At 71.2% G+C, this 25,975-nt stretch carries 27 protein-coding genes and 1 tRNA gene; 18 read left to right on the top strand and 10 right to left on the bottom strand.

The genetic code is table 11. From position 1 onward, the window contains the following. Nucleotides 1-297 precede the first annotated feature (297 nt). The gene (locus MKK58_RS03615) at nt 298-1,788 is read right to left on the bottom strand and encodes a DUF2252 domain-containing protein (protein ID WP_243910798.1); all 1,491 of its coding nucleotides are present in this window, start codon (nt 1,786-1,788) and stop codon (nt 298-300) included. Between the two features lie 244 nt (nt 1,789-2,032). Next, a tRNA-Ala gene (locus MKK58_RS03610) sits at nt 2,033-2,109 on the bottom strand. Between the two features lie 277 nt (nt 2,110-2,386). On the opposite strand from MKK58_RS03610, the gene MKK58_RS03605 reads away from it, so the two are divergent. The 4 genes from MKK58_RS03605 to MKK58_RS03590 all read left to right on the top strand — a co-directional run bounded on the left by MKK58_RS03605 (nt 2,387) and on the right by MKK58_RS03590 (nt 6,946). After that, nucleotides 2,387-4,018: an alpha-D-glucose phosphate-specific phosphoglucomutase gene (locus tag MKK58_RS03605; RefSeq protein ID WP_243910797.1), complete on the top strand. Its 1,632-nt coding sequence runs from the start codon at nt 2,387-2,389 to the stop codon at nt 4,016-4,018. A 79-nt stretch (nt 4,019-4,097) separates the two neighbouring features. Continuing rightward, entirely contained in the window at nt 4,098-5,090 is a 993-nt protein-coding gene (locus MKK58_RS03600) for an NAD(P)-dependent oxidoreductase (RefSeq protein ID WP_243910796.1), read from the top strand. 36 nt (nt 5,091-5,126) lie between these two features. After that, a complete protein-coding gene (locus tag MKK58_RS03595; protein ID WP_243910795.1) occupies nt 5,127-6,062 on the top strand; it encodes a dihydrodipicolinate synthase family protein in 936 nt (311 codons plus the stop codon). A 107-nt stretch (nt 6,063-6,169) separates the two neighbouring features. After that, nucleotides 6,170-6,946: a fumarylacetoacetate hydrolase family protein gene (locus tag MKK58_RS03590; protein WP_243910794.1), complete on the top strand. Its 777-nt coding sequence runs from the start codon at nt 6,170-6,172 to the stop codon at nt 6,944-6,946. A 24-nt stretch (nt 6,947-6,970) separates the two neighbouring features. Here the strand turns inward: MKK58_RS03590 and MKK58_RS03585 are convergent, their stop codons facing one another. The 3 genes from MKK58_RS03585 to MKK58_RS03575 are packed head-to-tail and all read right to left on the bottom strand — an operon-like array spanning nt 6,971 to nt 9,586. Next, on the bottom strand, nt 6,971-7,765 hold the full coding sequence (locus tag MKK58_RS03585; RefSeq protein ID WP_243910793.1) for an ABC transporter ATP-binding protein: 795 nt from the start codon (nt 7,763-7,765) through the stop codon (nt 6,971-6,973). 16 nt (nt 7,766-7,781) lie between these two features. Then, complete coding sequence (locus tag MKK58_RS03580) at nt 7,782-8,585, bottom strand: ABC transporter permease (protein ID WP_238275033.1); 804 nt, start codon at nt 8,583-8,585, stop codon at nt 7,782-7,784. Nucleotides 8,586-8,593: 8 nt separating this feature from the next. Then, nucleotides 8,594-9,586 carry an ABC transporter substrate-binding protein gene (locus MKK58_RS03575; RefSeq protein WP_243910792.1) on the bottom strand — a complete coding sequence of 331 codons (993 nt, stop codon included), beginning with the start codon at nt 9,584-9,586 and terminating at the stop codon, nt 8,594-8,596. Between the two features lie 114 nt (nt 9,587-9,700). Between MKK58_RS03575 and MKK58_RS03570 the strand changes: the two genes are divergently transcribed. Continuing rightward, nucleotides 9,701-10,636: a 3-hydroxyacyl-CoA dehydrogenase NAD-binding domain-containing protein gene (locus MKK58_RS03570; protein WP_243910791.1), complete on the top strand. Its 936-nt coding sequence runs from the start codon at nt 9,701-9,703 to the stop codon at nt 10,634-10,636. A gap of 125 nt (nt 10,637-10,761) precedes the next feature. Here MKK58_RS03570 and MKK58_RS03565 read toward each other — a convergent pair whose 3' ends face one another. Together MKK58_RS03565 and MKK58_RS03560 are read right to left on the bottom strand one after the other, a co-directional pair. Further along, entirely contained in the window at nt 10,762-11,157 is a 396-nt protein-coding gene (locus tag MKK58_RS03565) for a hypothetical protein (protein ID WP_243910790.1), read from the bottom strand. Between the two features lie 166 nt (nt 11,158-11,323). Continuing rightward, nucleotides 11,324-12,622, bottom strand: a complete 1,299-nt coding sequence (locus tag MKK58_RS03560) for a leucine-rich repeat-containing protein kinase family protein (RefSeq protein ID WP_243910789.1) — start codon at nt 12,620-12,622, stop codon at nt 11,324-11,326. A gap of 270 nt (nt 12,623-12,892) precedes the next feature. Between MKK58_RS03560 and MKK58_RS03555 the strand changes: the two genes are divergently transcribed. From MKK58_RS03555 to MKK58_RS03540, 4 genes are read left to right on the top strand one after another with little or no spacing between them, the layout of a single operon-like run. Next, on the top strand, nt 12,893-13,999 hold the full coding sequence (locus tag MKK58_RS03555; RefSeq protein WP_409565180.1) for a BMP family ABC transporter substrate-binding protein: 1,107 nt from the start codon (nt 12,893-12,895) through the stop codon (nt 13,997-13,999). 23 nt (nt 14,000-14,022) lie between these two features. Beyond that, a complete protein-coding gene (locus MKK58_RS03550) occupies nt 14,023-15,204 on the top strand; it encodes an ABC transporter permease (protein WP_243910788.1) in 1,182 nt (393 codons plus the stop codon). Beyond that, nucleotides 15,201-16,139, top strand: a complete 939-nt coding sequence (locus tag MKK58_RS03545) for an ABC transporter permease (protein ID WP_243910787.1) — start codon at nt 15,201-15,203, stop codon at nt 16,137-16,139. The genes MKK58_RS03550 and MKK58_RS03545 overlap by 4 nt, the downstream gene beginning before the upstream one ends. Before the next feature lie 23 nt (nt 16,140-16,162). Then, entirely contained in the window at nt 16,163-17,191 is a 1,029-nt protein-coding gene (locus MKK58_RS03540) for a formamidase (RefSeq protein ID WP_243910786.1), read from the top strand. Between the two features lie 8 nt (nt 17,192-17,199). Here the strand turns inward: MKK58_RS03540 and MKK58_RS03535 are convergent, their stop codons facing one another. Together MKK58_RS03535 and MKK58_RS03530 are read right to left on the bottom strand one after the other, a co-directional pair. Then, a complete protein-coding gene (locus MKK58_RS03535) occupies nt 17,200-17,424 on the bottom strand; it encodes a BrnA antitoxin family protein (RefSeq protein WP_243910785.1) in 225 nt (74 codons plus the stop codon). A 61-nt stretch (nt 17,425-17,485) separates the two neighbouring features. Further along, on the bottom strand, nt 17,486-17,896 hold the full coding sequence (locus MKK58_RS03530; RefSeq protein ID WP_313899266.1) for a BrnT family toxin: 411 nt from the start codon (nt 17,894-17,896) through the stop codon (nt 17,486-17,488). Between MKK58_RS03530 and MKK58_RS03525 the strand changes: the two genes are divergently transcribed. Together MKK58_RS03525 and MKK58_RS03520 are read left to right on the top strand one after the other, a co-directional pair. Further along, nucleotides 17,855-18,565, top strand: coding sequence for a cysteine hydrolase family protein (locus MKK58_RS03525; protein WP_243910784.1), 711 nt, complete (start codon nt 17,855-17,857; stop codon nt 18,563-18,565). The two genes, MKK58_RS03530 and MKK58_RS03525, sit on opposite strands and share 42 nt — an antisense overlap. Then, a complete protein-coding gene (locus MKK58_RS03520) occupies nt 18,562-20,127 on the top strand; it encodes an ABC transporter ATP-binding protein (protein WP_243910783.1) in 1,566 nt (521 codons plus the stop codon). Before MKK58_RS03525 ends, MKK58_RS03520 begins: the two co-directional genes overlap by 4 nt. Before the next feature lie 57 nt (nt 20,128-20,184). On the opposite strand, the gene MKK58_RS03515 is transcribed toward MKK58_RS03520, so the two are convergent. After that, nucleotides 20,185-20,460 carry a hypothetical protein gene (locus MKK58_RS03515; RefSeq protein WP_243910782.1) on the bottom strand — a complete coding sequence of 92 codons (276 nt, stop codon included), beginning with the start codon at nt 20,458-20,460 and terminating at the stop codon, nt 20,185-20,187. Nucleotides 20,461-20,608: 148 nt separating this feature from the next. Between MKK58_RS03515 and MKK58_RS03510 the strand changes: the two genes are divergently transcribed. The 7 genes from MKK58_RS03510 to MKK58_RS03480 all read left to right on the top strand — a co-directional run bounded on the left by MKK58_RS03510 (nt 20,609) and on the right by MKK58_RS03480 (nt 25,962). Then, the gene (locus MKK58_RS03510) at nt 20,609-20,854 is read left to right on the top strand and encodes a hypothetical protein (protein WP_243910781.1); all 246 of its coding nucleotides are present in this window, start codon (nt 20,609-20,611) and stop codon (nt 20,852-20,854) included. A gap of 311 nt (nt 20,855-21,165) precedes the next feature. Then, nucleotides 21,166-21,552 carry a YciI family protein gene (locus MKK58_RS03505; RefSeq protein ID WP_243910780.1) on the top strand — a complete coding sequence of 129 codons (387 nt, stop codon included), beginning with the start codon at nt 21,166-21,168 and terminating at the stop codon, nt 21,550-21,552. A 3-nt stretch (nt 21,553-21,555) separates the two neighbouring features. Beyond that, complete coding sequence (locus MKK58_RS03500) at nt 21,556-22,866, top strand: RNA polymerase sigma factor (protein ID WP_243910779.1); 1,311 nt, start codon at nt 21,556-21,558, stop codon at nt 22,864-22,866. 47 nt (nt 22,867-22,913) lie between these two features. After that, nucleotides 22,914-23,330, top strand: a complete 417-nt coding sequence (locus tag MKK58_RS03495; RefSeq protein WP_243910778.1) for a VOC family protein — start codon at nt 22,914-22,916, stop codon at nt 23,328-23,330. 82 nt (nt 23,331-23,412) lie between these two features. After that, entirely contained in the window at nt 23,413-23,877 is a 465-nt protein-coding gene (locus MKK58_RS03490; RefSeq protein WP_243910777.1) for an SRPBCC family protein, read from the top strand. Between the two features lie 43 nt (nt 23,878-23,920). Further along, the gene (locus MKK58_RS03485) at nt 23,921-24,403 is read left to right on the top strand and encodes a VOC family protein (RefSeq protein ID WP_243910776.1); all 483 of its coding nucleotides are present in this window, start codon (nt 23,921-23,923) and stop codon (nt 24,401-24,403) included. A 167-nt stretch (nt 24,404-24,570) separates the two neighbouring features. Then, the gene (locus MKK58_RS03480) at nt 24,571-25,962 is read left to right on the top strand and encodes an L-serine ammonia-lyase (protein WP_243910775.1); all 1,392 of its coding nucleotides are present in this window, start codon (nt 24,571-24,573) and stop codon (nt 25,960-25,962) included. Nucleotides 25,963-25,975: the final 13 nt, after the last annotated feature.

The following is a 25,975-nucleotide window of genomic DNA, read 5'->3' as shown; positions in this document are numbered from 1 at the left end:
CGAGGGCGCCGGTGGGCACGAGGGGGGCGGCGATCTCGGGGGCGGGCGCCGGCTCGGCAGCGAGGCGCTCGGCCTTTCCTGCGGCCTTCCCCGTCCCCTTCGCGGCGGCCTTGGGCGACACTTTGCGGGCGGCCGGTTTGACCGGCGCGGTCGGGGCGGGAGACGACGCAGTCCTGCGTTTTGCCATCTGGTGTGTGCGCTGCCCGGCTTGAGGAAACTCAGTCCGGAAACGCGGCCGGCGGGTTTCGGGCTCCGCGTTTTCCGCGTCCGTCCCCAGTTTGTCGCAGGCCCTGTGGATCACATCTCCGGGTCGGGCGCCGCCTCCAGGAGTCCCTGCGCGATGGCCGCCTGGAAGGCCGCGAAATCGGCCTCGTTCTGGTCGCCGTAGGCGAAGGCCCAGTCGGCCAGGGCCTCGCGCAGGTCGCAGTGCCGGTCGCGGCCGCAATAGCCCGCGATGGCCGCGGCATCCCCGGTGCGGGCATGCGCCCGGGCCAGCAGGGCACCGTAGGCCCAGGAGAAATAGATCAGCGGCTGGCCGGTGAGCCCGGCCACGGGGATGTCGCCCTTCATGTTCTTCATCTGGCGCACGTAGAAGGGGCGATCGTCGATGGTGGTCCAGCCGAGCAGAGGATCGCCCACCGCCTGGAGCAGGCGCTGGCCGTAGATCACCCGCTCGCCCTCGTGGTCGCCGTAGGCGTCGGGCATACCGGCGAGGTAGGGGGCGTGGGCTGGCGTCACCGCCTCCTTGACCTGGAGGAAGAGCACGTCCTGATCGGAGTTGCCGCACAGGAGCGCGACGTAGGCCCGGGTGCCGACGCTGCCGACGCCGACGACCCGGTGGGCGACGTCGACCACGTGGTAGCGGCTCAGCATGAACCGGCGCTCGCGCGGCAGGGTCTCGGCATAGTGCTCCAGCCCGCCGATCACCGCCTCGCGGGTCTCGGCATCCACGCCGGTGAGGATCGGCGCCTCCGCCTTGAAACGCCAGCCACCGTCGGTCCGGCGCTCGCCGACCCGGGCGAGCAGGCTCTTGTTGTGCTTCTTGCGGGCCTTCTCCACCGCCTTGGCGATGACCGCCTTCGAATCCTCGTCGATGGTGAGGCCGGCGAAATCGAGCCGGTCGGCCCGGGCCGCCTGATGCCAGACGTCGAGGGGCCCCTGCGGCGCCAGTTCCGTCATGGTGTGCTGGTAGCCCGCCACCGCCGCGAGGGTCGCCTCGCGGCGCTCGCCCTTGCCGACCCCGTCCGTGCGGGCCGCCACCTCGATGCTGGCGACGAGCCGCTTCAGGTCCCATTCCCACGGGCCGATCGTGACCTCGTCGAAATCGTTGAGGTCGAGGACGATGTCGCGCTGGGGCGTGCCGAACAGGCCGAAATTGGCGAGATGCGCGTCGCCGTTCATCACCACCGCGATGCCGCTGCGCGGGGTGTGGGCGAGATCCCAGGCCATGACGTGGGCCGCGCCCCGCAGGAAGGCGAATGGCGAACTCGCCATACGGGCGACCCGCAGGGGAATCAGGTGTTCCTGGCGCCCGGCATGGGCCGCCTCGATCAGGGAGACCGGGTCCGGCCGATTGCCGGGCGGCGTCCAGGCCGCGTGGGAGGCGTGCGGCACGACCTCGCGCAGGGCCTTGCCGGCATGGCGGCGCTTGTCCCAGGGCTCGCCCGCCTCGCGCAGGTTGATGCGGGGGATGTCGGCCAGCGGCGCCAGCAGGATGTCCTCGGCCTCCGCCGCCGAAGCGTCTCTACCCTCGCTCGTGCGCGGGCTGACACCCTGCGGACATTCCATGACCGGTTCCTCGCTCGCGGATCAGTGATGGACAAACCTTGGCCATTTGCGTTCGTTCCCGGGGCGTTACGTCCCAGCGCGGCGTTTCATCCGCTCAGCGTGAATCGATGACCCGGATGTGAAAGGATTTGCGCTGTGAAGCGGTCGTCGCGTTCCACAAGCTTGCGGGTGGCGCCGTCGGCCATCGTCACGCGGGTCGCGCATCCAGCATTCGGATGCCGAAGCAGGACGGCAAATCCGTGCTTGGAGGCCGGGGTCCGGATTTGAACCGGACGTGCAGATCCTTGCGGGGATCTTGGCTCAACCCTCACCCACCTGGCCGAGGTCTATGAAGCATGAATGGAGCCGGTCCGCAAGTGTTGTCCGATGGATGACTAGACCGCGATCGATTTGTCTCGTGGCGGGAATGTCAGGAAAGAATTTGTTAAGATCTTGTATTTCTCTGCGCGCGCCTACCCACGATGCTCGGATGTCCTTGGTGGGCGCGAGCGGCACCTTGGGCCGGCGCGCGCGCCGGGCCATCGGTGATTGACCCGCGTCGGCAAACGGCGTTCTTGGGCGCGAAGCTTGAGCCACGCGATTCCGGAGTGCCTGAACGATGCCCGCAACGTCCGTGCCGACGACGCCCTACGACGACCAGAAGCCGGGCACGTCCGGCCTGCGCAAGAAGGTGCCGGTCTTCCAGCAGGCGCGCTACGTCGAGAACTTCGTCCAGGCGATCATCGACTGCATTCCCGACCGGGCGGGCGCAACCCTGGTGCTCGGCGGCGACGGCCGCTTCCTGAACCGCGAGGTGGTGCAGACCACGCTCAGGATCGCCGCCGCCAACGGCTTCGCCCGGGTGCTGGTGGGCCAGGGCGGCCTGCTCTCGACGCCGGCGGCCTCCTGCGTCATCCGCAAGCACGGCGCCATCGGCGGCATCATCCTGTCGGCGAGCCACAACCCGGGTGGGCCGGAAGGCGATTTCGGCATCAAGTTCAACACCGGCAACGGCGGCCCGGCCCCCGAGACCGTCACCGCTGCGATCTACGCGCGCACCAAGGCGCTGACCGAATACCGCATCGTCGAGGGACCCGACATCGACCTCGACACGATCGGCGAGACCCGGATCGGCGACATGACCGTCGCGGTGATCGACCCCGTGGCGGACTACCTCGCGCTGATGCGCGACCTCATCGATTTCGACGCGATCACGCGCCTGTTCGGAGGCGGCTTCCGCATGCGCTTCGACGCCATGAGCGCGGTCACCGGCCCCTACGCCCACGCCATCCTGGAGGGCGTGTTCGGGGCTGAGGCCGGCACCGTCCTCAACGGCACGCCTCGGGAGGATTTCGGCGGGCACCATCCGGACCCGAACCCCGTCCACGCCCACGACCTCTACGAACTCATGCTGAGCAAGGCGGCGCCGAACCTGGGCGCTGCCTCCGACGGCGACGGCGACCGCAACATGATCGTGGCGCCCGGCCTGTTCGTGACCCCGAGCGACAGCCTGGCGATCCTCGCCGCGCACGCCCACCTCGCCCCCGGCTACGCCAAGGGGCTCGCTGGCGTCGCCCGCTCCATGCCGACGAGCCGGGCGCTGGACCGGGTGGCGGCGTCGCTGGGCATCCCCGCCTACGAGACCCCCACCGGCTGGAAGTTCTTCGGCAACCTGCTCGATGCCGGCCTGATCACCCTCTGCGGCGAGGAGAGCGCCGGCACCGGCTCGAACCACGTCCGCGAGAAGGACGGGCTCTGGGCCGTGCTGATCTGGCTCAACATCCTGGCGGTCACGGGCAAGCCGGCTCAAGATGTGGTGCGGGACCACTGGGCCCACTTCGGGCGCGACTACTACACCCGGCACGATTACGAGGAGATCGACGCGGAGGCCGCCAAGCGCCTGATGGAGGGCCTGCGCGCCAAGCTCGCCGGCCTGCCTGGCACCAAGCTCGGCGACCTCACCGTCGCGGCGGCGGACGACTTCCGCTACGTCGACCCCGTCGACGGCTCCGTCACCGAACAGCAGGGCGTGCGCATCACCTTCGCGGAGGATGCGCGGGTGGTCTACCGACTCTCCGGCACCGGCACGGCGGGCGCGACCCTGCGGGTCTATATCGAGCGCTACGAATCCGCCCCCGACCGGCTCGAACTACCGGTGGCGGAGGTGCTGGCCCCGGTGGTGACGGTCGCCAACGATCTGGCCGACATCGCCGCGCTCACGGGCCGGTCCGAGCCGAGCGTAATCACCTGAGACCGCCGCCCCCGGGGCGGGCCGCTCCAGCGGAGCCCGCCCCGGCGCCACGTCCCGACCTTGAGCGAGGCCTCTCCCCGTGAGCGCAGCAGACCCGACCCTGCCCCTCGTCGTCCTCACCAATCCGATCCACGCGGAGGCGATGGCCCTCCTGACGCCGCACGCGCGGGTCGTCACCGCCGGGGATACGACCCCCGACACCCTGCGGGCGCTCGCGGGCGAGGCGGCGGGGCTGATCGTGCGGGCGCAGCTGCCCGACGACATCCTCGACCACGCCCCATACCTGCGCGGCATCGTCCGCCACGGGGTCGGGCTCGACTTCGTGCCCCTGGAGGCGGCCACCGCGCGGGGCATCCCGGTGGCCAACCTGCCGGGTAGCAACACCGGCGCCGTGGCCGAATACGTCTTCGCGGCCCTGTTCCACCTGCGCCGCCGTCTCGGACACCTCGACGGCACCCTGCGGGGGGCCGGCTGGCTCGCGGCCAAGACCCTGGCCAGCGATCTCGGCGAGATCGGCGGCACCACGATCGGCATCCTCGGCACCGGGGAGATCGGGCGCCGCGTCGCGCGGGTGGCGCGGGACGGCTTCGGCATGCGGGTGCTCGGCCATTCCCGCAGCGCCCGCCACCGGGGACAGGCGTCCGATGATGGCCTGTTCGAGGCCGTGGATCGCGAGACGCTGTTTGCAGAAAGCGACGCGGTGGTGGTGGCCTGCCCGCTGACGCCGGAGACGCGGGGCCTCGTCGATGCCGGCCTCATCGGCCGGATGCGGCCGGACGCGGTGCTGATCAACGTGGCGCGCGGGCCCATCGTACAGGCCGAGGCGCTGGCCGCCGCCCTGCGGGCGGGGGCGATCGGGGGCGCGGCGCTCGACGTGTTCGAGGTCCAGCCGCTGCCCGACGACCACCCCTACCGCGCCTGCCCGAACCTGCTGCTGACCCCGCACGTGGCCGGCACCAGCGCCGACAGCCTGCGGGTGATGGGCCTGGGCGCCGCCGAGGAAATGATCCGCATCCTCGCCGGCGAACGCCCGCACAACCTCGTCAACCCGCCCGCCCTGGCGCATCGCTGAGCGCGCCGGCTCAACGAAGATTCCGAGGAGGACACCATGGCTCTCACCAGCGCGATCAAGGGCGTGATCCCCATCGCCCCGACGCCCTTCCATCCCGACGGCCGCGTCGACGAGACCTCCCTCGACCGGATGTCGGACTTCTTCTCCGGTGCCGGGATCGACGGCCTCACCATCCTGGGCCAGCTCGGCGAGGCGCCCAAGCTCGATCACGCCGAGGCGGTCGCCATCGCCCGGCGGGTCGTCGGGCGCATGGACGTGCCCGTCCTCGTCGGCGTCTCGGCCCCGGGCTTCGCCGCCATGCGCGCCCTCGCCCGCGAGGTGATGGACCTGGGGGCGGCCGGCGTCATGATCGGCCCGCCCAACACCCTGCGCACGGACGACCAGGTGGTGGCCTATTACCGGAATGCCGCCGAGGCGATCGGCCCCGACGTGCCCTTCGTGATCCAGGACTATCCCCTGACCTTCTCAGTGGTAATGACGCCCGCCGTGATCCGCCGGATCGTCACGGAGAACCCGTCCTGCGTCATGCTCAAGCACGAGGACTGGCCGGGGCTCGATAAGATCACGACCCTGCGCGGCTTCGAAGCCGACGGCTCCATGCGCCACATCGCGATCCTCACGGGCAATGGCGGGCTGTTCCTCGACTTCGAGATGGAGCGCGGGGCGGACGGCGCCAACACCGGCTACGCCTTTCCGGAGATGCTGGTGGACGTGGTGCGCCTGTCGAAGGCGGGGATGCGCGACGCGGCCCACGACCTCTTCGACGCGCACCTGCCCTATCTGCGCTACGAGCAGCAGCAGGGTCCCCTCGGGCTGGCGGTGCGCAAGTACGTCTTCCAGAAGCGCGGGATCTTCGCCTCGGACGCCCAGCGCAAGCCGGCCGCGAATCTGTCGGCGCAAGGCAAGGCGGAGGTCGACTACCTCCTGTCGCGCATCGCCCGCGTCGATCCCCGCGCCCGCGTGGCCTCCTGAAGCCGGTCGGACCGGCGCCGCCTGAAACCGGAATGGGCACGGGCGGCGCTGCCCCGCCCGCCGAAATCCGCTAGAGCCGGGAACCCCGTTCCGATCCGAGAGCCGCGATGCCCGACGCCTTCGATCCCCGACCCGCCGCCGACTTCCTGCTGGCGGCCTATCGTGACGGCCGGCAACACGCCGAACTGCCGGAAGCCATCCGCCCACGCACCATGGCGGAGGGCTACGACATCCAGGACCGGCTGTTCGCGGCCCTGGGCGAGACTTGCGCCGGCTGGAAGCTCGCCATCGGCAGCGTCAAGGGCAAGCGCACATCGGGCGTCGGGCGCTCCATCGCGGGTCGCGTGCTGCGGAGCCAGTTCCACGAGCCCGGCGCGGCGCTCCGGATGCCCCATGCGGGGCCGGTGACGATCGAGTTCGAGATCGCCTATGTCATCGCCCGGGACATCGATCCCGGCGCCCCCGCCGTCGAGGCCGCGCACGTCGTGGCCGAGACCCGCGTGGCCTTCGAACTCGTGCTGTCGCGCTTCTTCGACCGCCGCGCGGTGGGCTGGCCGAGCTTCGCCGCCGACAATTCCGCCTTCCAGGCCCTGGTGCTCGGTCCGGCGGTCGCGCCCGAGGAACTCCCGGAGGTGGCGCGCAGCCTCGTGGTCGAGGTCGACGGGGTCGCGCGGGTCCGCGCGGTGACGGGCGAGGACGCGACCGATCCGCTGGCGGCGCTCACCGACCTGATGGCGGTGGCCCGCGAGCGCGGCATGACCATTCCGGCCGGCAGCATCGTCTCCACCGGGACGCTGTCGGTGCCCTTCGACCTGACGGGACCGGGCATTGTCACGGCCCGCTTCGCGGGCCAGACGCTGGGGTTCACGCTCCTGCCGGTGTGAGGCGGCGGCAGAGCCGGCGGGCGCTCAGTCGACCGCCGACCCGTGCAACTCAGCCGTGGTGAAGCGCTGCTGCTCGGCCATGACGAGGCCGGCGAGTTCGCGCTTGAGGGCGTTGAACTCGCCCGACGCCGTGTCGCGCGGGCGCGGGATCTCCACGGTGAGATCGCGCTTAATGCGGCCGGGACGGTAGGTCATCACCAGAATGCGGTCGGCCAGGTAGATCGCCTCCTCGATGGAGTGGGTGACGAAGATCACCGTCTTGCGATACTCGGCCCAGATCCGCAGCAGCTCGTCCTGCAGGGTGCGCCGGGTCAGGGCGTCCAGCGCACCGAAGGGCTCGTCCATCAGCATCACCGGCGGGTCGAGGGCCAGGATGCGCGCGATGGCCACGCGCTGGCGCATGCCGCCGGAGAGGTCCTTCGGGTAGCGCTTGCGGAAATCCGACAGGCCCAGCGTCGCCACGATGCGGTCCACCGTCACGGTGGCGTCGGCCCGCGGCACGCCCCGGATGTCGAGGCCGAAGCGGACGTTGTCCTCCACGTTCATCCAGGGGAACAGCGCGTATTCCTGGAAGACCATGCCCCGGTCCGGCCCCGGCTCGGTCACCGGGCGCCCACCCATGGTGATCCGTCCGGCACTGAGGGGGGTGAAGCCCGCGATGGCGTTGAGCAGGGTGGACTTGCCGCAGCCGGACGGTCCGAGCAGACAGAGGAACTGTCCCTCCGGCACCGTCGCGGTAATACCGTCGAGCGCCGGCACGGCGCCGGTGCCCGTCCCGAACACCTTGCTGGCCTGGGCGATCTCGATCTGCGCCGACATGATGAGGCGTCCCGGTTCAGCGTTCAAGGCCGCGATGCCAGCGCAGGAGGTGGTCGTTGAGGCGCGACATCGCCCCGTCGATGATGAGGCCGAGGATGCCGATGGTCAGCATGCCGCCGATGATCTTGTCGGACCACATGTATTCGCGGGCCTCCAGGATGCGGTATCCGAGCCCGTCCGAGACCGCGATCATCTCGGCGACGATGACCACGATGAAGGCGGTGCCGATGCCGATCCGCATGCCCGCGAGCACGAAGGGGCTCGCCGCCGGCAGGATCACCCGCCGGAACATCGTCCAGGACCCGGCCCCGAGGTTGCGGGCCGCCCGGATGTAGATCGAATCCACCTGCCGCACCCCCGCGATGGTGTTGACCAAGACGGGGAAGAAGGTGCCGAGCGCGATCAGGAACAGGGCGGGCGGGTTGCCCAGCCCGAACCAGACGATGGCCAGCGGGATGTAGGCGATGGGCGGGATCGGCCGCAGGATCTGCAGCAGGGGGTTGAACAGCGCGTAGAGCCGGTCGCTGGTGCCGAGCAGGAGCCCGACCGGCACGGCGAGGCCGGCGCCGACGCAGAAACCCATGAGCACGCGGCCGAGGCTCGCGATGGCGTCGTGCGGCATCTCGCCGGAGAACATCCAGTGCCAGTAGCTCTCGGTGGCCGGGTCGTAGGGCAGGCCGGGGAGGAGGCCCGAATACCACTTCACCGCCACCGCGCTCGGCGGCGGCAGCACGATGGGGGAGAACACCCCCACCCGGCTGAGGATCTCCCACAGGATCAGGAGCGCGATGGGGACGATGGCGCCGCGGAACCGGTTCATCGTGCCGCTCAGTTCGTCTTCAGTTCGGCCTTGGCCTTTTCCAGGAGGTCGGTCTTCACCCACTCGGCGTCGGATTTCGGCGGGTTCACCATCTTACCGAGACCGTACTTAATCATGTAGTCCGTCGTGGTCTGCATGTGTCCGGCCGGGACGTCGTAGGTGTACTTCGCGTTGGCCATGCCGTCGCGAAAATCCTGGCTCGAGAGCTGGCCCTTGAACACGCTCTCGCGGACGTACTTCTCGGCGAGCGCGGGATCGTCGATGAAGGCCTTGGTGGCGGCCACGAACAGCTTGAGCACCCGGGCGGCGACCTCGGGGCGCTCGTTGTACATCTTCTCGGTCATCACCAGCGGGCGCACCGGCACGCCGATGGGGGTGTCGTAGGGCTTGACCACCTCGGTGGCGTAGCCGGCGCTGATGGCCTGCGTCGATTGCGGCTCGCTCTGGCAGATCACGTCGACGTATTTCTGCGCGAGCGCCTGATTCAGGTCGGCGTAGTTGTTAAAGTAGATCAGCTGCACGTCCTTGCCGGGCCGCTCCGACCAGGTCATCCCGTACTTGTCGAGTTCGGCCAGCAGCATCAGGTCCTGGGTGCCGCCGCGGACGGTGGCCACTTTCAGGCCCTTCACGTCCTTCAGGGTCTTGATCGTGTCGAGGTCGGGCCGGCGCAGGATGCGCACGCCGCCATTGGCGAAGCCCGCCACCACGTAGAGCTTCACGCCGTTGCCCCGCGCCGCCACCGCGCCGTCGGCGCCAGAGGCCGAGATGTCGATCTGGTCCACCGCCATGGCGGGATAGATGTCGGCGCCCTTGGCGAACTGCTTCTCGTCGATCTTCAGACCGAATTTCGGGGCGATCTCCTTCATGTAGGAGATGGCGCCGTAATGGGCGAATTTCAGGTTGCCGAGGCGCACCACGTCGTCGGCCCGGGCGGAGCCGAGGGCTCCCAGGGTCGCGAGAACGAACAGGGCTGCGCGCGTGGTGGCGTGGCGCGTGAACATCTTTGTCCTCCGGGCACGGGTCATGTCGCCCGCTTCGTCCGCCGCGAAAACGGTCAGTACGGGCTTGAATAAGCGTATTCTGAGTTCGAAAGTAAACCCGCCGGGGAGAGAGTTTTGACAGCCATTGAAACGGATGAAATCCAACGGGTCACCGTGCTGGGCTGCGGCACCCTGGGCGCGAGCTGGGCGGCCCTGTTCCTCGCCCACGGGCTCGACGTGGCGGCCTACGATCCGGCCCCCGGCTTCGCGGCGCGCACCGCCGCGGCGGTGGAGGCGGCACGCGCGCAACTCGCCGAACTCGGCCTGAGCGGGGCGGGCACGCTCCGGTTTCACGCGACGCTGGCGGACGCGCTCGCGGGGGCGGACTTCGTCCAGGAGAACGCGCCGGAGAACGAGGCGGTCAAGCGCGCGCTGCTGGCCGAGGCCGACCGCCTGCTGCCGCCCGCGATCCTCATCGCGTCGAGCACGTCGGCCATGTTGCGCAGCGCCATCGTGGCGGATTGCGCCCGGCCCGAGCGGGTGCTGGTGGCGCATCCGTTCCACCCGCCCCACCTCGTGCCCCTGGTGGAGATCGTGGCCGACGGCCCCGCGGTCGCGGCGCGGGCCTGCGCCTTCTACGCGCGCCTGGGGCGCCGGCCCGTGGTGCTCAACCGCGAGATGCCGGGTCACATCGCCAACCGACTCGCCTCGGCCCTCTACCGGGAGGCCGTGAACCTCGTGGCGGAGGGGGTGGCGAGCGTCGCCGACATCGACGCGGCGCTCTGCAACGGCCCCGGCCTGCGCTGGGCGGCGATGGGCCCGCACATGACCTATCATCTCGGCGGCGGGGCGGGCGGCATCCGGCACTATCTCGACCATCTCGGCCCGAGCCAGGTGCGGCGCTGGGCGAGCCTCGGCAATCCGGACCTGACGGAGGACGTCAAGGACCGGATCGTGGCGGGCATCGCGGACGAGGCCGGCGGGCGCTCGGTCGAGGCGCTGGCGGCGCGCCGCGACGCGGCCCTCATCGCCATCCTGGGCGCCCGCATCGAGGTCGCAGGCGAGGGCTGATGCCGATCGTGATCCCGACCCGCCGGAACAGCCGCCGGCTTGGTGGAGGCCGATGACGTCACCGGCCACGCGCTGGTGGTCGATGGCGGCCTGACCATGCGGTGTGGCGGCGCCTGACGCCTATTTCAGCGCGGGTTTTGCCAGGTCGTGCGGGGTGCCGTGGCGGCTGGCGCGGGTTTGGGAGCCGCCGGAGCGGCCGTCACCGCCGGCAGGCTGCCCGTGGCGGCCGGAACCGCCCGAACCGGGAGAGCGGGCTCCTGCGCGACGCGCAGCTTGCGGGCCGGCGCGGGCGATGCCCGGCGGACGGCGCGCACCCGGCGGCGGCGCGGGCGTGGGCTCTCGGCGGTGGACCCGATATAGCCGCCGACGATGCCGCCCACCACCGCGCCCACGGGACCGCCGACCAGGGCGCCGGCGACGACGCCCGTGCCGACGCCCACCGTGGTCTTGCTCGCGGCCTCGGCGGCCTGCGGCGCCGACAGCGCCCCGACGAGCAGTGCAGCGTAGGTGAGTTTCTTCATGATGGTCGCCCGATCCCTGAATTCAGGGGCGATCCCTGGCGAGCCACCGTGACGAAATCTGGGCCGAACCTGCGCGGATGTCCGCTGTATTGGCCGAACCGCCCGCGAAACGAAGGGGCTGTGCTCCCCGCGCCGCACGGAGTGACCCATGCGGCGTCCACTCGACTCACGAGGGCACGAGCGGCCGAAGAATCTCGACCACCTCCGGAAAGCTCGGGCGTGCGGCGTGGTCGGGCTGGGTGCAGGCGGCTTCGAGGGCGCGCAGGGGCCCGTCGCCGATGCCCGCCAGGGTGAGCAGCTCGCCGAGTAGAATTCCCCAGGCCCGCATCTCGACCTGACGCAGGGCCGCGCCGGCCGCGCCGTCGGGCAGGGTGGAGGCGGCGCCGAAATCGCTCACCACCGCCGCCCCCGCCGTCCCGTCCCAGAGGATGTTGTGGCCGTAGAGGTCGCCGTGCAGGATGCCTCGGCCATGCAGGTGCAGGCAGGCCTGCGCCGCGGCCTGCGCGAGGCGCAGCGCCGCCTCCGGCGTCAGCACCAGTGCGGGATCGTAGACGTCGCGGCTGCAGCTCGCGAGGCTCGGCGGGCCGGCGAGCACCCGCCAGTCCGCCGGCAGCAGCCGCATCACCAGCCCCTCGGCCCCCTCCGGGTGGCCGGTGATGCGCCCGAGGGCGCCGGTCAGGTTCGGGTGCGTGCCGGCGGCGAGGCAGGCCGCCATCTCGCGCTCGGGCAGGCCGTCGCTGGTCATCGCACCCTTGAAGAGCTTCAGCGCCACGGCCTCGGGCGTCGCCCCGTCCCGCCGCCAGACCGCGCGATGGACCCGCCCGGAAGCGCCCTCGCCCAGCAGCGCGCCGGGCTCGATGTCCCCCCAGCGCACGTGGGGCACCGCCGGCGGCAGGGGTGCGCCCTCGAAGGGATTGCCGGCGAACGAGGTCCAGGCGAGGCGCGACAGGTCCGTCAGCCAGGGCGGCAGGGCGTCCAGGGCGTTGGCAGCCAGCCGCACCAGTTCGAGGTTGGGCGCCCCCGCGAGGCTCTCGGGCAGGGTCCGCAGGGCGTTGCCCGAGAGCATCAGCTTCTGCAGCGCGGGCCGCGCGCCGAGCGCCTCGGGCAGGTGGGCGATGCGGTTGTCCGTGAGGGTGAGCCAGCGCAGGGCCGGGGGCAGGGCCTCGCCCGGGACCTCCACGAGGCCGGTGGCCCGGAAGCCGACCTGGCTCAGGGCCTGGCAGTCGCCCAGCACCGGTGGCAGGCGCGTGAAACGGTTGCCCGAGCAGAACAGCACGCGCAGGTGCCGGAGGCGGCCGAAATCCTCCGGCAGCGCATCGAGGGCGCTGTTGCTCAGGTCGAGCAGTTCGAGGGTGTCGCCGAGAGCGAGGATCTCGCGCGGGAATTCGGTGAGGCCCGGGGGGAAGCGCAGCTCCCGCGCGCCCGCGCAATCGCCCCGGCGGAGGGCATCGAGGAGGGCGGTCATCGGGCGGCTGCGGGGGTCGGGCGAGGCATCGGCGGTCTCCTGGAGGGGGCGGCCCGCGGCCGCGCCGGTTCGCGATGATTCGGAGCGCGTCTCATAGCGCGTCCGGCCGCGAAGGTCCGCCGGGTCTGGCTGGTCCGCATCGCCCGGCCGCCGGTGCGATCGAGGGCTCGGTGGCACAGCGCGGACCGGGATCGACGCAGGCGCCCGCGTTCCGCGCGGCCTGGACTTTGCAAGGGCGCCGGCAGCAATCGCCGAAGAACGGGAGGCACCGTGGCCCATCATTCGATCTCGCGCAGGACCCTTCTGGGCGGCACGGCCGTTCTGGGGCTCTCGGCCCTCTCCGCGCGGGGCGCGCTGGCGGCCGGGCCGATGACCGTCGGCGTCATCTACGTGGGGCCGAAGGACGATTACGGGTACAACCAGGCCCACGCCAAGGGCGCCGCCGCCCTGAAGGGCCTGCCCGGAATCGAGGTCGTGGAAGAGGAGAACGTCCGCGAGACGACCGACGTCCAGAAGACCATGGAGAGCATGATCAACATGGATGGGGCGAGCCTCATCCTGCCCACCTCCTTCGGCTACTTCGATCCCCACGTGCTCATCGAGGCCAAGAAGAACCCGAAGGTGCAGTTCCGCCATTGCGGCGGCCTCTGGACGGAGGCGAACCCGAAGAACGCCGGCTCGTATTTCGGCTACATCGCGCAGGGCCAGTACCTGAACGGCATCGTGGCCGCGCACGCCACGAAGTCGAAGAAGCTCGGCTTCGTGGCCGCCAAGCCGATCCCGCAGGTGCTCAACAACATCAACGGCTTCCTGATGGGCGCCCGCAGCGTCGACCCGGCGATCACCTGCCAGGTCATCTTCACCGGGGAGTGGTCGCTCGCGGTCAAGGAGGCCGAGGCCACCAACGCGCTCATCGACGGGGGCGCCGACGTCATCACCTGCCACGTGGACAGCCCCAAGGTGACGGTGGAGACCGCCGCCCGGCGCGGCGCCTTCGTCTGCGGCTACCACGCCGACCAGTCGGCCCTGGCCAAGGACAAGTACCTCACCGGCGCGGAATGGGACTGGGCCCCGATCTACAAGGGCTTCGTCACCGGCATGCAGGCCGGCAAGGCGCCCCCGAACTTTTTGCGCGGCGGCCTCGCCGATGGCTTCGTGAAGATGAGCGCCTACGGCCCTGCTGTCTCCGAGGCGGCGCGCAGGAACGCCGACGCGGTCAAGGCCGAGATGATGAAGGGCGGTTTCGCCATCATCCGGGGGCCGCTGAAAGACAACAAGGGCAACGAGATCGCCGCCGCCGGCAAGGGTCTGCCCGAGAACGCGCCCGAACTCGAGAGCACGGGCTACCTCGTCGAGGGCGTCCGGGGCTCGGCCTGACGGGCGCTCGCGGAGACGCCGCGATGGTCGCCGACACCGCAACGACGGATGCCGCCTCGGCGGACAGCGCGGTCGCCGCCCCGCGTGCGCCGGCCGGCCTCCAGCTTCGCGCCTGGGCGGCGCGGCGGGCGGAGGCCGCGGTCATCCCCCTCGGGGCGCTGGCCCTCGGGCTCGGGCTGTTCAGCCTCTTCCTCGCGAGCCTCGGCAAGTCGCCGGCCGCCTTCCTCGACCTCGTCTACCGGGGCGGCTTCGGCTCGTCCTTCGCTCTGCAGAACAGCCTCCAGCGGGCGGCGCCCCTGCTGTTCGCGGCCCTCTGCGTGGCGCTCCCCGCCCGCCTCGGCCTCGTGGTGATCGGAGGCGAGGGGGCCATCGTGCTCGGCGGCCTCGCGGCGGCAGCCGTCGCGACGCCCCTGTCCGGGGCGCCGGGGGGCCTCGGTATCGCCCTCATGGCCCTGGCGGCCCTGCTGACCGGGGCGCTCTGGCTCGGCGCGGTGGGCGCCCTGAGGGCCTGGCGCGGCGTCAACGAGACCATCGCCAGCCTGCTGATGTCCTACATCGCCATCGCGCTCGCCAACCACCTGATCGAGGGCTGGCTGCGCGACCCGGCCAGCCTCAACAAGCCCTCGACCCGAACCCTCGACGAGGCGTTCCGGGTCGGCCCGCTACCGGGGCTGGAGGTGCATTGGGGCCTCGCCGTCGGCCTCGTGGCCTGCCTCCTCGCCTGGGTCCTGACCGAGCGCACCACCCTGGGCTTCGCCGCCCGCATCGCCGGGGGCAACGTGCGCGCGGCCCAGATCCAGGGCCTGCCCGTGGGTCGCCTCATCACCGGTTTCACCGCGCTGGGCGGGGCGCTGGCGGCGCTCGCCGGGTTCTTCGAGGTGGCGGCCGTCCACGGCAACGCCAACGGCTCGCTGGTGGCCGGCTATGGCTATACCGGCATCCTCATCGCGTTCCTCGCCCGCCAGAACCCCCTGGCGATCCCCCCCGTCGCCTTCCTGCTCGGCGGGATCGAGGCGTCGAGCGGCCTGATCCAGCGCCGCCTGCACGTGCCGGACGCCACCATCCTGGTCCTCGAAGGGCTGCTCTTCCTCCTCGTCCTCATGGGGGAGACCCTGTACGGCCGCTTCAAGGTGTTCAGCCCCCACCTGTGGGGCGACAAGCAGGCCGCCGCGGGCCTCAAGCCTTCGGGAGCGCCGGCACCATGAGCGGCCTCGACCTGCCGGGCGACCTCGGCCTCTGGAGCGTGCTCCTCGCGGTGATCGGCGGGGCCATCCGGGTCTCGACGCCGTTCCTCTTCGTCAGCCTCGGCGAGACCATCACGGAGCGCTCGGGGAGGATCAACCTCGGCCTCGAGGGCACCCTGGTGTTCGGGGCGATGTCGGCCTACGCCACGGCGGTGCTCACCGGCTCGGCCTGGGCCGGCGTCGCCGTGGCGGGCCTCGCGGGCGGTCTGTTCGGGCTCCTGCACGGCTGGATCTGCCGGCTGCCCCGGGTCAACGACGTGGCGCTCGGCATCGCCCTGATGCTGTTCGGCTCGGGCCTCGCCTTCTTCTTCGGCAAGGCCTTCATCCAGCCCTCGGCGCCCCAGCTGCCGGCGATTCCCTTCGGCAATTGGTCCGACCTCGCCCAGGTGCGGGCGGCCCTCCAGATCAACGTCCTGTTCCTCATCGGGGCGGCGCTCAGCGTCTTCCTGTGGTGGGCGTTGCGCAACACCCGGATCGGGCTCGTGGTCCGCATCGTCGGCGACAGCACCGATGCGGCCCGCGCCATGGGCTACGACGTCGACCGGGTGCGGCTGCTGGCCACCGGGGCCGGCGGGGTGCTGGCGGGCATCGGCGGGGCTTACCTGTCGCTGTACTATCCGGGCTCCTGGAACGAGGGCATCTCCTCCGGTCAGGGCCTGATGGCGGTGGCCCTCGTCGTGTTCGCCCGCTGGAACCCGCTCGCCTGCTTCGGTGCGGCGCTCCTGTTCGGCGGAGCCGGAGCGCTGGGGCCGGCGCTGCAGTCGGTGGGCGTCTCCCAAGGGTACTACCTGTTCTACGCCGCCCCCTACGTGCTCACCCTCGGCGTCCTCATCGCCACCTCGTCGCCGAACCACGCCCTGGCCGGAGCGCCGGGCGAACTCGGCCAAGCGAAGTAAGCCTCAGCAAACGGGTATTCCGAATGAACGGACTTGGCGGCCTCAACAAATCCCCGAACGGCGTGGTGCTCGGGCTGGTCCAGCTCCAGTTGCCGACCGTGGTGACCAAGGCGGACCTCGCCGCGCAGACGCAGCGCATCGTCGCGATGGTCGGCAAGGCTCGGCGCAACCTCGCCACCATGGACCTCGTGGTCTTCCCCGAATACGCCCTCCACGGGCTGTCCATGGACACCAACCCGGACATCCTGTGCCGGATGGACGGCCCCGAGGTCGCGGCCTTCGCCAAGGCCTGCATCGACAACCGGATCTGGGGTTGCTTCTCCATCATGGAGTTCAGCCCACACGGAAACCCGTACAACACCGGCATCATCATCGACGATACCGGCGCGGTGAAGCTCTACTATCGCAAGATGCACCCCTGGGTGCCGGTCGAGCCCTGGGAGCCCGGCGACATCGGCATCCCGGTGATCGAGGGGCCGAGGGGCGCCAAGATCGCCCTCATCATCTGCCACGACGGGATGTTCCCCGAGATGGCCCGCGAATGCGCCTACAAGGGCGCCGAGATCATGATCCGCACGGCGGGCTACACCGCGCCGATCCGCGAGTCCTGGCGCTTCACCAACCAGGCGAACGCCTTCTGCAACCTCATGGTCACCGCCAACGTCTGCATGTGCGGCTCGGACGGCGCGTTCGATTCCATGGGCGAGGGCATGATCGTCAACTTCGACGGGCAGATCATCGCCCACGGCACCACGGGCCGCGTCGACGAGATCATCACCGCGGAGGTGCGGCCCGACCTCGTGCGCGAAGCCCGCATCCACTGGGGCGTGGAGAACAACATCTACCAGTTCGGCCACCGCGGCTACACGGCCGTGAAGGGCGGGGCCGGAGACTGCCCCTACACCTACATGCGGGATCTGGCCGCCGGCCGCTATCGCCTGCCCTGGGAGGACGCCGTCAAGGTCGTCGACGGCACCTCCTGCGGGTTCGCCGCGCCCACCCGCTCCTACGGCGCCGGCCAAACCCCGGACGCGCGGGAGGCGGCAGAGTGAGGCAGGCCTCAGCCCTGCTTCTTCAGCGCCGCGAGCATCTCGCGGCGCAGAATCGCGTTGAGGCGCGTCTGGTAGCCGCGGCCCTGCCCGCGCAGCCAGGCCAGCACGTCGGAATCGATGCGCACCGTCGTCGAGGTTTTGGTCGGGCGGAAGAACCGCCCGCGCGCGGCGCTGGCCCAGAATTCCTCCGTGAGGGGCGGGATGTCGCTGTAATCGATCGCCGCGTCGGGCATGCCCGCGAGCGCGTCGCGTTCGGCCTTGTGCGCTTCGGTGAGCGGCGGAAGGTTCGCCAGATCAACGTCGAAACGGACGCGATTCCCGTTCGTAGCGTCGCCGCTCGGTGCGGTCGGCACGTCGGGCCGAGATGATGCGGACGATCTCGATTTCCCTGCCATCCTCGTCCCTCTCGGTGATCGTGTGGACAACCAGCAGCACCGCGATGTCACCGATGGAGCCGATCGCCTTCCAGCGCAGCTCCCCGCCCTCGACCCGGTCGGGCGCCGTGAGGAGAAACGGATCGGCGAAGACGCGGACCGCGGATTCGAAGCCGATGCCGTGCTTGCGCAGGTTCGAAGCCGCCTTGGCCGGGTCCCATTCGAAGCGCGTCGTCACAACGAAATTGTTACGACAAATCCGTTCCGCAAGCCATCCGGGACAAGCCGCATGAGTGTCATCCCCATACCCTCCGCCAGCGGCGAGCGCCACGCCGCCGCCGAGCCCTATCCCTGGCCCTTCGACGGACGGCTCCGGCCCGACAACACGGCGCTGGTCATCATCGACATGCAGATCGATTTCTGCGGCCCCGGCGGCTACGTCGACGCCATGGGCTACGATATCGGCCTGACCCGGGCGCCGATCGGGCCGATCGGGCGCCTGCTCGCGGCCGCGCGCCGCCTCGGCTACCACGTCATCCACACCCGCGAGGGCCACCGCCCGGACCTCGCGGACCTGCCCGAGAACAAGCGCTGGCGCTCGCGCCGGATCGGGGCCGGCATCGGCGATCCAGGGCCTTGCGGGCGCGTGCTGGTGCGCGGCGAGCCCGGCTGGGAGATCATCCCCGAGCTCGCGCCCGTGCCCGGCGAGCCCGTCATCGACAAGCCCGGCAAGGGCTCGTTCTGCGCCACCGACCTGGAGCTGATCCTGGGGCGGCGCGGCATCCGCAACCTGATCCTCACCGGGATCACCACGGATGTCTGCGTCCACACCACGATGCGCGAGGCCAACGATCGGGGCTTCGAATGCGTCATCGTCTCGGATGCCTGCGCGGCCACCGACCCGGGCAACCACGCGGCCGCCCTCAAGATGGTCACGATGCAGGGCGGCGTCTTCGGCGCCGTGGCGACGGCGGACGCGATCCTGGCGGCGATGGAATGAGGTCCGTGTCGGCTGAGGCATCCCCCGCAGGCGCGATCGCCATCGAGACGATCGGCATGACGAAGCGCTTCGGCGCCTTCACCGCCCTCGACGAGGTCTCGATGAAGATCGAGGCCGGCGGCTTCCACGCGCTGCTGGGCGAGAACGGCGCCGGCAAGTCGACCTTCGTGAAGTGCATCATGGGCTTCTATGCGCCCACGCGCGGCAGCGTGCTGGTGGACGGGCGCGAGGTGGCGATCACCAACCCGAAGGGCGCCCAGGCACGCGGCCTCGGCATGGTCTACCAGCACTTCACCCTGGTGCCCTCGCTGACGGGGGCCGAGAACCTCGTCATCGCCCGGCCGCACGTGCCGCCTGTGATCGACTGGCGCGCGGAGCGGGCCGTGCTCGCCGCCTTCATGGAGCGGATGCCGTTCCGGCTGAACCTCGACCGGCCTGTGGCGGAACTCGCGGCCGGCGAGAAGCAGAAGCTCGAGATCATCAAGCAGCTTTACCTCAAGGCCCGCTTCCTCATCCTGGACGAGCCGACCTCCGTGCTCACGCCGGGCGAAGCCGAGGAGGTGCTGGGCCTCCTGCGGGCCATGGCGGACCGGGGCGAACTCACCGTGCTGATGATCAGCCACAAGTTCCGGGAGGTCGAGGCCTTCGCCCGCACCGTCGCGGTCCTGCGGCGCGGCGCGCTCGCGGGGAGCGGGCAGGTGGGCGCGCTGACCCGGGACGCGATGGCGGCCATGATGATGGGCGCGCGCCCGGTGCGCACGGTGGCGGACCGGACCCGGACCCCGGACGGAACCCGCGACGTGCTGCGCATCGAGGGCCTGCGCGCCAATGACGCGTCGGGCCTGCGCCCGATCGCGGTCGACGGTCTCAGCGTCCGCGCCGGCGAGATCGTCGGCATCGCGGGCGTCTCGGGCAACGGCCAGAAGGTGCTGGCGGACGTGCTCGGCGGCCAGAGTCCGGCGGAGGGCGGTCGCGTGCTGGTGGAGGGCGAGGCCTATGACGGGCGCCGCGCGCAGAGCCGCGCGCACCGGGTGCGCTTCATCCCGGAGGAGCCCCTGCGCAACGCCTGCGCCCCGCGTATGTCGGTGAGCGAGAACCTCGCCTTCCGCGCCTTCGACCGGCGTGCCGCCCGCATGGATGAGGACGTTCCGGCCCGGCCGACCGTCTGGCTCGACACCGGCGCGATGCGGCGGCGGGCGGGTGCGCTGATCGCCCGCTTCGGGGTCCGGACCGCGTCCTCCGAGGCGCCGATCGCGACCCTGTCCGGCGGCAACGTGCAGCGCGCCGTCCTGGCGCGGGAACTCACCGGTCCGGTCAACCTGCTCGTCGTCGCCAACCCGTGCTTCGGCCTCGATTTCTCGGCGGTGTCCGAGATCCGGGGCCGTATCGTGGCCGCGCGCAATGCCGGGGCGGCGGTCCTGCTGATCAGCGAGGACCTCGACGAGATCCTCGAACTCTCCGACCGCATCGTGGTGATGTCGGATGGACGCATCGTGCACGAGGTGGACGCGGCCCAGGCCGACGCCCAGGCCATCGGCCGCCACATGGCCGGGCACCACTGAGTTTCACCGGGCGCGAGGTCCCCCGCGCCCGGCCGTTTCCATCCTGTGGCAGGTGCCTCAGCGGCCTCCGGGGCCGCCATTGGCGCTGCCGTTGGGGAAGGCCTGTTCGGGTCGGCTCGCATTGCCGCCCGCGGCGGAGTTGGTGGTCACCGTGTCGGCTCCCGTGGCGCCGTAGGAGATGACGAGGTCACCGCTGTTGCCGGTGGTGTTCGGCTGGTTCTGGACGATGACGCCGCGCCGTCCCTCGTAGGGGGACAGGCCCTGCGCGGCGGCCGGCAGGGTCGTCAGCAATGCGAGCGCGGCGGCGCTCGCCAGGATGGATGAGGTCTTCATGGCGGATCCTGAAATCTTGGCTTGATGTCTCGCGTTGACAGTCAATCCGGTTTGTCAGGGCCGGTTCCTGCGGCGAATATCCCGACGCACCGGCACGCTCGGGACGCCGTTAAGGCCTCGTCCAGCATATCGGCTTAAAGTGATCTGCATGCGCCACGCCCTTGCCCTCGCCTTCATCCTCTGCGCCCCGGCCGCCTCCGCGGGACCGCTGGATTTCTTCACGGGCGCTCCCGACGCGCCGGGCGTGGTCCGGGGCGGCTCCTTCGGCCCGAGCGGGAACGACTATTACGGCGACATGCGCCTCGGGGGATCGGGCCCGACGGCGCTCACCGCTCGCCATGCCCGGGCGAGGCTTCAACCGGCCGCCCGGGAGAAGCGCCTGCCCCGGTCCTGAGAGCGACGCCGGTTCCGCCGGCCTTTCTCTCGCGGCGCGAAACCTGCCGGCATCCTGCCCGGCTCCATCGCAGGGAGCGCCGCCAGGGCGGCCTGACCGGACGGCGTGCGCCGGCTGAGCAGACTTGCGTTCATGTGCCAATGCAAGTCTGCTTCGGTTGTTGTCGCGTCGCAGATCCTCGTCGCGAAACCGGCGGCCGCTTTGGCGAAATCTGCTTGGGATCGCAGGCCGGATCGCACGGGAGCGCGAAATCCGCCGCCTGGTGTCGGCGGGAGGCCGCGTCGCGCGTCCTCTGATGCGAAGGAGACGCCATGCTCTACACCATCCTCTGCTACAAGGACGAGGACGTCGTCACCGCCTGGAGCGCGGAGGAGGACGCCGCCGTCATGGGCCGCCTCGAACGCGTGCACGAGGGGCTCGCGCGGGCGGGCAAGCTCGGGCCCTCCCTGCGGCTCCTGCCGACCACCGCCGCCACGACCCTGCGCAAGGCCGGCGAGCCGCCCCTGGTGATCGACGGGCCCTTCGCCGAGACCAAGGAGCAGCTCCTCGGTTTCTACGTCGTCGACGTCGCCGATCTCGACGAGGCGCTCGCGATCGCCCGCGACCTCGCGGCCGCCAACCCGGGCGGCGCCTACGAATTGCGGCCCGTCCTGCTCTACAATCCCGATCCGCGGGGGGCGGCGCGGGGGACGGGCTGAGCGATGAGCGCCCCCGATCCCGACGCCGCCTGGATCGCGGCGGCCCTCACGGCGGCGCGTCCGCAGGTCCTGGCCGCGCTGCTCCGGGTATTCCGCGACCTCGACACCGCCGAGGAGGCATTCCAGGACGCGACCCTGCGGGCTCTCAGGACCTGGCCGCGCAACGGTCCGCCCCGGGACGTCGCCGCCTGGATGATCCTCGTCGGCCGGAACGCCACCCTCGACGGCAAGCGGCGCGTTGCCCGCCTCGCCCCCCTGCCGCCGGAGGAGGCGCTGTCCGACCTCGGCGACGCCGAGGCGCCGCTCGCCGAGGCGATCGATGCCGGCTCCTACCGCGACGACATCCTGCGTCTGCTGTTCATCTGCTGCCATCCGGAGCTTCCGGCCACGCAGCAGATCGCGCTCGCCCTGCGGATCGTCTCGGGGCTCGGCGTCCCGCGCATCGCCCGCGCCTTCCTCGTCAGCGAGGCGGCGATGGAGCAGCGCATCACCCGCGCCAAGGCGCGCATCGCCCGCAGCGCCGTGCCCTACGAAGCACCCGGCGCGGCCGAGCGCGCGGCGCGCCTCTCCGCCGTCGCCGCGATGGTCTACCTCGTCTTCAACGCCGGCTACTCGGCCGGCACGCACGCGGAGCGGGCGGAACTCTGCGACGAGGCGGTGCGCCTCGCGCGCCTGCTGCTGCGCCTGTTCGGCACCGAGCCGGAGATGATGGGGCTCCTCGCCCTCATGCTCCTCCAGCACGCCCGCACCCCCGCGCGCTTCGACGGGGAGGGCGGGATCGTCCCCCTCGACGACCAGGACCGGACGCTCTGGCGCGGCCCGCTGATCGCGGAGGGCCTCGCCCTCGTCGACAAGGCGATGCGGCACCGGAGCCCCGGCCCCTATCAGATCCAGGCCGCCATCGCTGCCCTCCACGCCCGCGCGGCGCGCCCCGAGGACACCGACTGGGCCGGCATCGCCCGCCTGTACGAAGCGCTGGAGCGGATGCAGCCCTCGCCGGTGGTGAGCCTGAACCGCGCCTCCGCCGTGGGGAAGGCCGAGGGGCCCGCGGCGGGGCTCGCCCTGGCCGATCCCCTGGCCGGGTCGCTGGACAGCTACTTCTACTTCCACGGCCTGCGCGGGGCATTCCTCCTGCAGCTCGGGCGCACGGGCGAGGCGCGGGAGGCGATGGGCCGGGCCATCGCGCTGGCGGGCACGCCGGCCGAGGCCGCGCAGATCCGCCTCCAGCTCGACCGCCTGAGCGGCGACGGGATGGGACGCGAAAAAAAATCCGCCGGACCTGTCGGGAGCCGCCCCGCCGACACGTCCTTGTGACGAGGCCTGGTGCACACGGAACACGGCCCCAGAGGAGAGGACCGGACATGAGCAGCACGGATCGACCCGCGACCCCCGCCCCCGTGAAGGGCGGCCTCGTCGCATACCTGACGGTGGACGGCGCCATGAAGGCGGCGGAGTTCTACGTCCGCGCCTTCGGCGCCGAGATCGTTGGCGCCATACCGCCCGACGAGCAGGGCCGGACCATGCACGTGCACCTCCACGTGAACGGCTCGTCGCTGATGCTGGGTGACGCTTACCCGGAACACGGGCACGCGCTGCAGGCGCCCCAGGCCTTCAACCTGACCCTGATGGTCGAGGGGATCGACGAGCGCTACGCGCGGGCGGTCGAGGCGGGCGCGACCGCCCTGATGCCGCCCGCCGACATGTTCTGGGGGGACCGCTACGGCCAGCTGCGCGACCCCTTCGGCGTCCTCTGGGCGATGAACCAGGCCAAGCGCTGAGCGCGTCCCATTCTCCGTCACCGTTCCCGCCAACACCCTTGCCACCAAGCCCTTGCCACCAAGCCCGACGCGGAGCGCCGCCATGACCGACACGACCGGACGCGAACTCGTCCTCACCCGCCTCATCCCCGCACCGGCCGCCGCCCTCTACCGGGCCTGGACCGATCCGGAACTCCTGAAACGCTGGTTCGCGCCGAAACCCTTCGCGGTCGCCGAGGCCGAGACGGACCTGCGGGTCGGGGGCACCACCCGCATCGTCATGCGGGGGCCCGACGGGACCGAATTCCCGAGCCAGGGCGTCTATCTCGAACTCGTCGAGAACGCCCGCATCGTCTTCACGGACGCCTATGTCCGGGCCTGGGAGCCCTCGGCCAAGCCCTTCTTCACCGGCATCGTCACCTTCGAGCCGGAGGCCGGCGCCACCCGCTACACCGCGCGCGTGCTGCACTGGTCGCGGGAGGATTGCGCGGCGCACGAGGCCATGGGCTTCCATGACGGCTGGGGCCGCTGCGCCGACCAACTCGCTGAGCTCGCCGCCAACCTGTAGCGGCGCGGACCCTGTTCGACCCAACCCACGAGGGAGCAACGCGATGTCGAAGGTCAGCACCTGCCTGTGGTTCGAGCGGGACGCGGAGGCGGCGGTCAGCCTCTACGTCTCCCTGGTGCCGGAGTCCCGCATCGGGCACGTCCAGCGGGCGCCCGGCCCATGGCCCGGCGGAGAGCCCGGCGACGTCATCATGATGACGTTCGTCCTCGGCGGACAGAGCTTCCAGGCCCTCAACGGCGGCGTGGCGGCCGATTACGGCACGGCCGCCTCGATCTCGGTGTCTTGCACCGATCAGGCCGAGGTCGACCGGCTCTGGGACGGGCTGGTCGCGAACGGCGGCTCGGAGATCCAGTGCGGCTGGCTCCGCGACCGCTGGGGCGTGCCCTGGCAGATCGTGCCCGCGATCCTGCCTCGCCTCCTCGCCGATCCAGACCCCGCCGTGGCCGACCGCGTCTTTGCGGCCATGCAGACCATGGTCCGGCTCGATGTCACCGCCCTGGAGCGCGCGGCCGCCGGCACGCCCTGACCCCGCCGACCCGGAACTGGCGCGTTTCTTCCATGGGCCGGCGGGTGCACACCGGATGTGCTAGGACCCCTGGCGGCCGGAACCCTGCTCCGGCGCCAGGCCCCTCTTGGAAGACTGGCACGGGCCGCCCATTCGGCCGGGGCGGCGCTGCCGAAGCGGACCCACCGATGTTCCTCAGCGTGTTCGACGTGTTCAAGCCGGGCATCGGTCCCTCCTCGTCCCACACGATGGGGCCGATGACGGCGGCGGCCGACTTCCTGGACCTCCTGCGCGCCCATCCGGACAGGGATGCCGCCGCCGCGATCCGGGTGAGCCTGCACGGCTCTCTCGCCTTCACGGGCAAGGGTCACGCGACCGACCGGGCAGTGGCCCTCGGCCTCCTGGGCTTCCGGCCGGCCGACGTCGAGATGGATGCTGCCGAGGGCGGTCTCGCGGAGTTGCGCGTCCGCAAGCGCCTCGCTCCCCCCGGCCTGCCGGAACTGGCCTTCGACCCGATGACCGGAATCGTGTTCGATTTCGGCCCGGCGCTGCCGGGGCACGCCAACGGCCTCGTCGTGACGGCCCTCGACGCGGAGCGCTCGGTCGTCCTGTCGGAGACCTATTACTCGATCGGCGGCGGCTTCATCGTCACGGCGGCGCAGCGCGCGGCCGCCGAGCCGCCACCCTCGGAAGGGGCCGATCCGCGGCTCTGGCCCTACCCCTTCGACACCGCGGTCACCATGCTGCGCATGGCCCGCGAGAGCGGCCTGTCGATCGCCGCCATGAAGCGCGCCAACGAGGTGGTCGATCGCTCGGAGACGGAGTTCGACGACGGCCTCGCCCGCATCTGGGGCGTCATGAACGGCTGCATCGAGCGCGGCCTCGCGCACGAGGGCGAGTTGCCCGGGGGGCTTCGTGTCAAGCGCCGGGCCAAGCACATCCGCGATCAGCTCGTGCGCGAGCGCGGCTCGAACACGGCCCAGCCGCACGCGGTCTCGGACTGGCTCAGCGTCTACGCCATGGCGGTCAACGAGGAGAACGCGGCCGGCGGCAAGGTCGTGACCGCGCCGACCAACGGGGCGGCCGGCGTCGTCCCGGCCGTGATCCGGTACTACCTCGACCATTGTGTCGGCGCCGATCCGGCCCGGGTTCCCGATTTCCTCCTCACCGCAGCCGCCATCGGCGGGCTGATCAAGCACAACGCCTCGATCTCGGGTGCCGAGGCCGGCTGCCAGGGGGAGGTGGGGTCGGCGAGCGCCATGGCGGCGGCCGGGCTCTGCGCCGTGCTCGGCGGAACCCCGGCCCAGGTCGAGAACGCGGCCGAGATCGCCCTGGAGCACCATCTCGGCATGACCTGCGACCCCGTCGCCGGCCTCGTGCAGGTGCCCTGCATCGAGCGCAACGGCATCGGCGCCACCAAGGCGGTGGCGGCCGCCTCCCTGGCTCTGCGCGGCGACGGCTCGCACTTCATGCCGCTCGACAACTGCATCGCGGCGATGCGCCAGACCGGCGAGGAGATGAGCCACAAGTACAAGGAGACCAGCTTGGCCGGGCTGGCGGTGAACCTGCCGGAGTGCTGAGCAATCCGGCCCG

Source organism: Methylobacterium sp. J-078 (assembly GCF_022829285.1).
GTDB lineage: Bacteria > Pseudomonadota > Alphaproteobacteria > Rhizobiales > Beijerinckiaceae > Methylobacterium.
This window is presented reverse-complemented; position numbering and strand designations above follow the sequence as displayed.

What these genes read in the sequence shown, in the direction of transcription:
- MKK58_RS03615 (WP_243910798.1), bottom strand. Translation starts at nt 1,788, where the DNA reads ATGGAATGTCCGCAGGGTGTCAGCCCGCGCACGAGCGAGGGTAGAGAC.
- MKK58_RS03605 (WP_243910797.1), top strand. Translation starts at nt 2,387, where the DNA reads ATGCCCGCAACGTCCGTGCCGACGACGCCCTACGACGACCAGAAGCCG.
- MKK58_RS03595 (WP_243910795.1), top strand. Translation starts at nt 5,127, where the DNA reads ATGGCTCTCACCAGCGCGATCAAGGGCGTGATCCCCATCGCCCCGACG.
- MKK58_RS03590 (WP_243910794.1), top strand. Translation starts at nt 6,170, where the DNA reads ATGCCCGACGCCTTCGATCCCCGACCCGCCGCCGACTTCCTGCTGGCG.
- MKK58_RS03585 (WP_243910793.1), bottom strand. Translation starts at nt 7,765, where the DNA reads ATGTCGGCGCAGATCGAGATCGCCCAGGCCAGCAAGGTGTTCGGGACG.
- MKK58_RS03580 (WP_238275033.1), bottom strand. Translation starts at nt 8,585, where the DNA reads ATGAACCGGTTCCGCGGCGCCATCGTCCCCATCGCGCTCCTGATCCTG.
- MKK58_RS03575 (WP_243910792.1), bottom strand. Translation starts at nt 9,586, where the DNA reads ATGTTCACGCGCCACGCCACCACGCGCGCAGCCCTGTTCGTTCTCGCG.
- MKK58_RS03565 (WP_243910790.1), bottom strand. Translation starts at nt 11,157, where the DNA reads ATGAAGAAACTCACCTACGCTGCACTGCTCGTCGGGGCGCTGTCGGCG.
- MKK58_RS03560 (WP_243910789.1), bottom strand. Translation starts at nt 12,622, where the DNA reads ATGACCGCCCTCCTCGATGCCCTCCGCCGGGGCGATTGCGCGGGCGCG.
- MKK58_RS03550 (WP_243910788.1), top strand. Translation starts at nt 14,023, where the DNA reads ATGGTCGCCGACACCGCAACGACGGATGCCGCCTCGGCGGACAGCGCG.
- MKK58_RS03545 (WP_243910787.1), top strand. Translation starts at nt 15,201, where the DNA reads ATGAGCGGCCTCGACCTGCCGGGCGACCTCGGCCTCTGGAGCGTGCTC.
- MKK58_RS03540 (WP_243910786.1), top strand. Translation starts at nt 16,163, where the DNA reads ATGAACGGACTTGGCGGCCTCAACAAATCCCCGAACGGCGTGGTGCTC.
- MKK58_RS03535 (WP_243910785.1), bottom strand. Translation starts at nt 17,424, where the DNA reads ATGCCCGACGCGGCGATCGATTACAGCGACATCCCGCCCCTCACGGAG.
- MKK58_RS03525 (WP_243910784.1), top strand. Translation starts at nt 17,855, where the DNA reads ATGAGTGTCATCCCCATACCCTCCGCCAGCGGCGAGCGCCACGCCGCC.
- MKK58_RS03520 (WP_243910783.1), top strand. Translation starts at nt 18,562, where the DNA reads ATGAGGTCCGTGTCGGCTGAGGCATCCCCCGCAGGCGCGATCGCCATC.
- MKK58_RS03515 (WP_243910782.1), bottom strand. Translation starts at nt 20,460, where the DNA reads ATGAAGACCTCATCCATCCTGGCGAGCGCCGCCGCGCTCGCATTGCTG.
- MKK58_RS03510 (WP_243910781.1), top strand. Translation starts at nt 20,609, where the DNA reads ATGCGCCACGCCCTTGCCCTCGCCTTCATCCTCTGCGCCCCGGCCGCC.
- MKK58_RS03505 (WP_243910780.1), top strand. Translation starts at nt 21,166, where the DNA reads ATGCTCTACACCATCCTCTGCTACAAGGACGAGGACGTCGTCACCGCC.
- MKK58_RS03500 (WP_243910779.1), top strand. Translation starts at nt 21,556, where the DNA reads ATGAGCGCCCCCGATCCCGACGCCGCCTGGATCGCGGCGGCCCTCACG.
- MKK58_RS03495 (WP_243910778.1), top strand. Translation starts at nt 22,914, where the DNA reads ATGAGCAGCACGGATCGACCCGCGACCCCCGCCCCCGTGAAGGGCGGC.
- MKK58_RS03490 (WP_243910777.1), top strand. Translation starts at nt 23,413, where the DNA reads ATGACCGACACGACCGGACGCGAACTCGTCCTCACCCGCCTCATCCCC.
- MKK58_RS03485 (WP_243910776.1), top strand. Translation starts at nt 23,921, where the DNA reads ATGTCGAAGGTCAGCACCTGCCTGTGGTTCGAGCGGGACGCGGAGGCG.
- MKK58_RS03480 (WP_243910775.1), top strand. Translation starts at nt 24,571, where the DNA reads ATGTTCCTCAGCGTGTTCGACGTGTTCAAGCCGGGCATCGGTCCCTCC.